The sequence below is a fragment of the Vibrio sp. TRT 29B02 genome (assembly GCF_050113655.1).
Classification (GTDB): Bacteria; Pseudomonadota; Gammaproteobacteria; order Enterobacterales; family Vibrionaceae; genus Vibrio.
Genome location: NZ_JBNJOJ010000029.1, coordinates 53171 through 59622 on the forward strand (window position 1 = coordinate 53171; position 6452 = coordinate 59622).

Consider the following 6452-nt stretch of genomic DNA (forward strand, 5'->3'; position numbering starts at 1 on the left):
TTGTTTTCGAGAAAATTATGGCTTATTGAGGACTAGTTTCGTCAACACCTTTAACCACAAAGCTGTTATCAACTTCTACCCGCCACTATCTTTTGAAGCCCCATCTCGGAACACAGTGTTCTCGAAGGGCGCAGCCCGTTCTAAATGCTCGCAGGACGAAGTCCGGTCTCGACTCTCGCTTCTGCTCTTTACCCGTTAGTGCTTTCGAAGATCTTGTCAGCAGACGCTGCCACAAATCCTGGGTAAAGCTCGCCATTAGGCATTGGATAACGTTTAGCAAACTCGTAGAAGCCTCCAGGGATGATTTCACTACCTTCAGTAAACTGAACCGGCACTTTATCAGCCATCGTTGAAGATTGCTCAAGCAACACTTCAGGCGTGCCTTTCACTTCGCCACCAAACTCGTTGATAGTAAAGCCAGCTGAGCGAAGGTGATCATTAACACCTTTCACCTCATCAAACGCATTAAGTTGGTTAACACTGACAGTAAAGTGGTTCGCACCGTAACCATGGGCAGCTAACCAAGCCGCGTACTCGCTTTCTTTAGCCAGCGTTTGGTAATCCGCATGACTAATATCCCATAGTCGGCCACCGTACAAGAACTCATGACCTGTTAGCTTATCCGCGTCTACTTGCTCGACTAGCTTGGTAACAATCGCTTGAAGTTCACTAGAACACTCATCAACTTTTAGTTCACTGATAAATACTTTTGGCTGTTTTGGATCGGGATGTTCAAAATGTTTCGCCGCGAGCTTTTTGCTTTCAAAAACGTAATCGCCACACGGCTTGTAGCCAGCATCTAGAAAAGGTTGTGCTAGAGTCGCGATACCTAACGGCTCAACGTTGAAAGTACGTAGTGCAATATGGTCATTGATCAATGCTTCGTCTTCTTGCAGAAGTTGGTGTACTTTTTCAGCAGAGGGACACAAGCGTTGAATATAGTCATTCCATAACTGCTGGAATAAAACATCTGGCGTCATAACGCCTCCTTGTATAGGGGTTGTTTACGTTCAAAAATGCCTCCTGGCTCAGGGAGGCAAAAAGGGAAATATCTAAGCGAACTTCACGCTCTACAGTTCAACACCTGGGCTTAATGTTTCAGGAAGAAGTGTCTCGCCACCTTCCATCGAAGCCATTGGGTACGCACAGTAATCCGCTGCATAGTAAGCACTTGGCCTTAGGTTGCCAGAAGCGCCTGGGCCACCGAACGGTGCATCACCACTTGCTCCAGTGAGCTGACGGTTACGGTTAACAATGCCTGCACGAATATGGTCAACAAAGTAGTTCCACTCGCTATCGTCTGTCGATACTAAGCCAGCAGATAACCCAAAGCGTGTGTCGTTGGCAAGTTCAACCGCTTTTTCCAGACCTTGGTAGCGTACGACCTGTAGCAGAGGGCCAAAGTACTCTTCATCAGGTAGCTGTGCAATCGCAGTAACGTCAATAATACCCGGAGTAACAAAGGCGGCTTCACCCGCTTTCGCTTCAACCAAACTGACACCACCCAGTGTTTGCAAGTTTGCCTGTGCAGCAAGGATAAAGTCTGCCGCTGCTTTAGAAATCTGCGGCCCCATGAATGGTGCAGGTTCTGCGAATGGCTGATCGACGCGAATCTTATTGGTCGCTTGTACAAGCTTATTGACCAATAGATCACCCTTCTCACCAACAGGAACATATAGGCGACGAGCACATGTACAACGCTGGCCAGCACTAATGAATGCAGATTGAATAATGGTATAAACCGTTGCGTCCAGATCACCGTAATTTTCAGAGATAACCATAGGGTTGTTACCCCCCATCTCTAGAGCCAGCATTTTGCCCGGCTGACCTGCGAACTGACGGTGAAGGATGTGACCAGTATTGGCACTGCCCGTAAAGAGAACGCCATCTAGCCCTTTAGAATTGGCTAGAGCGATACCTGTCTCTTTCGCACCTTGGACAAGGTTGATGACACCTTTTGGCAAGCCAACCTGATCCCACAGCTTCATGGCAAATTCACCCGTAAATGGCGTCTGCTCAGAAGGTTTGAATACAACGGTATTACCTGCAAGCAATGCAGGTACGATGTGACCATTTGGTAGATGGCCTGGGAAGTTGTATGGCCCAAACACAGCCATCACGCCTAGTGGACGGTGACGCAAAACAATTTGGTTACCCGCAGCTTCACGCTGTGCTTCGCCAGTACGCTCATGATAAGCACGGATCGAGATTGCGATCTTGCCAGCCATTGCTGCTGCTTCAGTGCGAGTTTCCCAAATTGGCTTACCTGTTTCTTTCGCGATAATCTGCGCGATTTCTTCGCTGTTCTCTTTTACCTTTTCGGCAAAAGCAAGTACGAAGGCTTCACGCTCAGCAAAGCTTAGGTTTTTCCAGCCAACAAATGCATTGCGTGCGGCAGAAACCGCCTGTTCAACTTGCTCTGGCGTTGCACTCTCGCCCTGCCAGATTACTTCATTGTTGTAAGGGCTGGTTGAGTTCATTGACTCACCCTGACCTGCTACCCACTCTCCGGCAATCCAATGTGTCATAATGTGTTCCTTCAGATTCTGCGTAATATCTGGCTCTATTACTGAGCCAACATGCGAACGAATTCGCCTTCACCAACTCTCAGCGCGTGCGCCACTTCTGGAGAAAGAATAACTGTCTCTGAAGCTTGGTCATAAGCGGCTTTCGTTGCCGTCGCGCGGAAATCTTCAAACGAAGTGTTTGAGATTAAGTAGTCTTGAGAACTTGAGTGTTCCGCGATCGTCACTTTGGCTCGGAAGGAGTGACGCACCGATTCAATATTGCGCACATCACACTCTACCGTCGGGCCGCCATCGAAGATGTCGACGTAGTTACGGCAAGTAAAGCCCTCTTTCTCTAATAAGCGTAAAGCGGGTTTAGTATTTTCGTGTACTTGACCAATCACTGCCTGTGCTTCTTTACTTAGCAAGTTGATGTAGATTGGTAGTTTAGGCATTAGGTCAGCGATAAAGCCTTTCTTACCTATACCTGTAAGGTAATCCGCCATTGTGAAGTCAATGGAGAAGAAATGTTCTTGTAGCCATTGCCAGAATGGTGAGTTGCCTTCTGCATCTGAGACGCCGCGCATTTCAGCAAATACCGTTTTCGAGAAACGGTGTGGATGCTCAGCCATCATTAAAAAACGACATTTAGACATTAAACGACCATTCAAACCACGACGGAAGTCTGGGCGTAAGAACAGAGTACAGATCTCGCTACAACCCGTGTAGTTGTTACCAAATGTCAGCAGCTTCACGACGTTGTTTACGCCTAGCTTAGCTGATGCGTGAACGATGGTACTAATATGGTATGAGTAAAAAGGAACATCCCAACCGATGGACGCTTCGATACCTGTACAACCAGCAACTTCGCCAGTCTCACTATCAAAGCCAACCATTAGATAACCTTCGTCACCCGGTGAGGTTACGTCAGGCTTAGTAAAGCTGTACTCTGAATGAGTAATTCGGTTTTTTAACAGTTCTTCGTTAATTGGTAGAGATGTGAATCCGTGACCAGATTCCACTGCGCACGTGTGCAGCGCATCGTAGTCCGACATTGCGATAGGGCGAACAACCAGCATCGATACTCCCTCCTGATGCAAGTAACTTAAGTTTCGAGTCGAAAAGTAGCGAGTAACGAGACTAGAAACCGCTATCTCGCTACTCGTAACTCGACGCTTTTATTCTTATTTAACTAACGTCGCTAGAGCTTTATCTAGTCGCGCCAGTCCTTCCTTGATTTCTTCTTTAGTGATGACTAGTGATGGGGTGAAGCGAACAACGTTTGTTCCTGCTACCAGCACCATTAGACCTTCTTTGCCCGCCGCAACAAGTACGTCACGAGCACGACCTTGCCATTCATCATTCAATGCCGCACCAAGCAGCAGACCTTTACCACGAACTTCAGAGAACATGTTGTACTTGTCGTTCAGTTTCGCTAGTCCTTCACGGAACAAAACTTCACGCTCTGCAACACCCGCTAATGTTTCTGGTGCGCTCACCACATCCACGACGGCTTCAGCAACGGCACACGCTAATGGGTTACCGCCATATGTAGAACCATGAGTACCCACTTTCAGATGTTGAGCTAGCTCTGTCGTCGTTAGCATTGCACCGATAGGGAAACCGCCACCAAGCGACTTCGCTGTGCTCAGGATATCTGGCGTTACGCCTAGACCTTGGTATGCGTAGAAATGACCGGTACGGCCATTACCTGTTTGTACTTCATCGAAAATAAGTAGAGCATTGTGTTTATCACACAATTCACGAACCGTTTGAACAAATTCATCGGTTGGAGAGATGATGCCACCTTCGCCTTGCAGTGGCTCCATCATGATTGCACACGTACGATCTGAGATATGCTCACGTAGAGCTTCTACATCATTGTATGGTAGGTGTGTAACATCGCCTGGTTTAGGACCAAAACCGTCCGAGTATGCCGCTTGACCACCCACAGTTACCGTAAAGAATGTACGACCGTGGAAGCCTTGTTTGAAGGCGATAATTTCTGATTTTTCTGGACCAAACTTGTCAGCTGCGTAACGACGGGCAAGCTTCAGAGCTGCTTCGTTGGCTTCTGCGCCAGAGTTTGCGAAGAATACTTTTTCCGCAAAGCTCACCTCTGTTAGCTTTTTCGCTAAACGCAGAGCTGGCTCATTAGTCATAACATTACTTAAGTGCCAAATCTTCTGAGCTTGATCAGTCAGTGCATTGACCATCGCTGGGTGACAATGACCTAAGCAGCTCACGGCAATACCACCCGCAAAGTCGATATATTCTGTGCCTTGCTGATCCCAAACTCGAGCACCCTCGCCTTTGACTGGAATCATTTCCATTGGGTTATAACAAGGTACCATTACCTCATCAAACAAACCGCGTTCTACTTTATTTTGTTCAGTCATTGCACATTCCCTCTAGATACCGCATGCATAGCGAATATGGTGTCCTTACTTCCAATCAATGAAATAAGATATTGTTTTGCCATTAAGCAATCACGGCATTGTATTTACATTTAATTAACCATTTCAATAGTGATTTATTCTTTTTAGCACCCGATACGGAGCCCAATACTCATCACCTCTGAGTATTTATGCATCACGCTGCGACTTTTATGAAGCAATATATTCTTATAGGTGCGATAAGCTATGGTTAATCATAGTTCGGATAAGGGGTCTAACGTAGGCGAGGTAAAGATCACGCATACTTTTTCACATAATATTCGCGATGGGAAATATGAAAGAAATGTTAAGAAAAGTGATCTAAGTCCGGCTTTGTCTGGATAAGATAAAGAGAAATAGAGCGTTTAAATCGGTTTTCGAGCGAGAAAGTTAGCCAAGATCTGGTGTCCCTGCTCCGTTTTAATCGACTCAGGGTGAAACTGAACTGCATCAATCGGTAAAGACTTGTGCTGGTAACCCATGATCTCATCCATTGAACCGTCTTCGAACTCGGTCCAAGCGGTCAGCTCAAAACAGTCAGGTAACGTTCCGTTTTTCACCACCAATGAATGGTATCGAGTGACCGTCAGCGGATTATTCAAGCCAGCAAAGACACTGCGATCATTATGGCGAATTGGCGAGGTTTTACCATGCATCACCTGACGCGCTCGCACAACTTCACCACCAAACACTTGCGCAATCGCCTGATGCCCCAAGCAAACACCTAGAATCGGTAGCTTGGTTGAAAAGTGTTTGATCGCATCTAAAGAGATACCCGCCTCATTGGGAGTACAAGGCCCTGGAGATATAACCAAATGAGTCGGGGCTAAGGCTTCAATTTCATCAAGGGTGATTTCATCATTGCGCACAACTTTAACCTCTGCACCCAGTTCACAGAAGTACTGGTAAAGGTTGTAAGTAAAAGAGTCGTAATTATCGATAATCAGCAGCATGACTTCAGGACTAGCGTTGACAAATTTAGTGGTTAAGGGCGGGTATTGTGCAATATGAGCAAAGAAAGGCAAGCGTTATCATAAAGGTAATTTCCGACTCAACTACCAATGAAGCGTAAAAGCCCCTACAAGTCGATATGATTTTTATGATGAAAAACGTAGAACAGATTAACCGAGCAGTGTACGTGTCATTTTTTATAAAGTATTGATACAAAGGAAGTTTAATTGCGACACATGTGACATCTATTCAATTGATTTTATATCTGAACTATGGATATAAAAGCGCAAGCTAGGTAACCTTTGAGCCACTCATAAACGATTCAATAGGGCATGGCGTGGGGTATAAAACCGTTGAACTTATCCATTTGATGGCGCACGAATTTCAGCAAGTGGAAGGGGATTTTGACTCCTTGTCTGAAAGTGAACTCAAAGAGGTGACCCCATCTGGCATGGGATATGACCGATTTATTGAGCAATTACAGCAAGGCCATTTGCTGCTACTCAATGATTCTCCGCGAGTTCCGCTGTTGATAAAAGAGAGCGATGGCTTAGATCAT

The 6452-nt window shown here is 46.1% G+C and carries 6 protein-coding genes; 1 reads left to right on the top strand and 5 read right to left on the bottom strand.

The window, feature by feature from the left end; genetic code table 11:
• Window positions 1-188: 188 nt before the first annotated feature.
• The 5 genes from ACQEXT_RS16780 to ACQEXT_RS16800 form a co-directional block, all read right to left on the bottom strand.
• Window positions 189-980, bottom strand: a complete 792-nt coding sequence (locus ACQEXT_RS16780) for a DUF1338 domain-containing protein (protein ID WP_426952972.1) — start codon at window positions 978-980, stop codon at window positions 189-191.
• A 90-nt stretch (window positions 981-1070) separates the two neighbouring features.
• Window positions 1071-2528 (bottom strand): succinylglutamate-semialdehyde dehydrogenase, encoded by a 1458-nt coding sequence (gene astD, locus ACQEXT_RS16785; RefSeq protein ID WP_426952973.1) that lies wholly within the window; start codon window positions 2526-2528, stop codon window positions 1071-1073.
• Between the two features lie 38 nt (window positions 2529-2566).
• Entirely contained in the window at window positions 2567-3586 is a 1020-nt protein-coding gene (gene astA, locus ACQEXT_RS16790; RefSeq protein WP_138972761.1) for an arginine N-succinyltransferase, read from the bottom strand.
• A gap of 105 nt (window positions 3587-3691) precedes the next feature.
• Window positions 3692-4906 carry an aspartate aminotransferase family protein gene (locus ACQEXT_RS16795; RefSeq protein WP_426952974.1) on the bottom strand — a complete coding sequence of 405 codons (1215 nt, stop codon included), beginning with the start codon at window positions 4904-4906 and terminating at the stop codon, window positions 3692-3694.
• 401 nt (window positions 4907-5307) lie between these two features.
• Window positions 5308-5895: an aminodeoxychorismate/anthranilate synthase component II gene (locus ACQEXT_RS16800; RefSeq protein WP_138972813.1), complete on the bottom strand. Its 588-nt coding sequence runs from the start codon at window positions 5893-5895 to the stop codon at window positions 5308-5310.
• 335 nt (window positions 5896-6230) lie between these two features.
• Between ACQEXT_RS16800 and ACQEXT_RS16805 the strand changes: the two genes are divergently transcribed.
• On the top strand, window positions 6231-6452 hold a 222-nt coding region (locus ACQEXT_RS16805), incomplete at its 3' end, for a hypothetical protein (protein WP_426952975.1).

What these genes read in the sequence shown, in the direction of transcription:
- astD (WP_426952973.1), bottom strand. Translation starts at nt 2,528, where the DNA reads ATGACACATTGGATTGCCGGAGAGTGGGTAGCAGGTCAGGGTGAGTCA.
- astA (WP_138972761.1), bottom strand. Translation starts at nt 3,586, where the DNA reads ATGCTGGTTGTTCGCCCTATCGCAATGTCGGACTACGATGCGCTGCAC.
- ACQEXT_RS16780 (WP_426952972.1), bottom strand. Translation starts at nt 980, where the DNA reads ATGACGCCAGATGTTTTATTCCAGCAGTTATGGAATGACTATATTCAA.
- ACQEXT_RS16800 (WP_138972813.1), bottom strand. Translation starts at nt 5,895, where the DNA reads ATGCTGCTGATTATCGATAATTACGACTCTTTTACTTACAACCTTTAC.
- ACQEXT_RS16795 (WP_426952974.1), bottom strand. Translation starts at nt 4,906, where the DNA reads ATGACTGAACAAAATAAAGTAGAACGCGGTTTGTTTGATGAGGTAATG.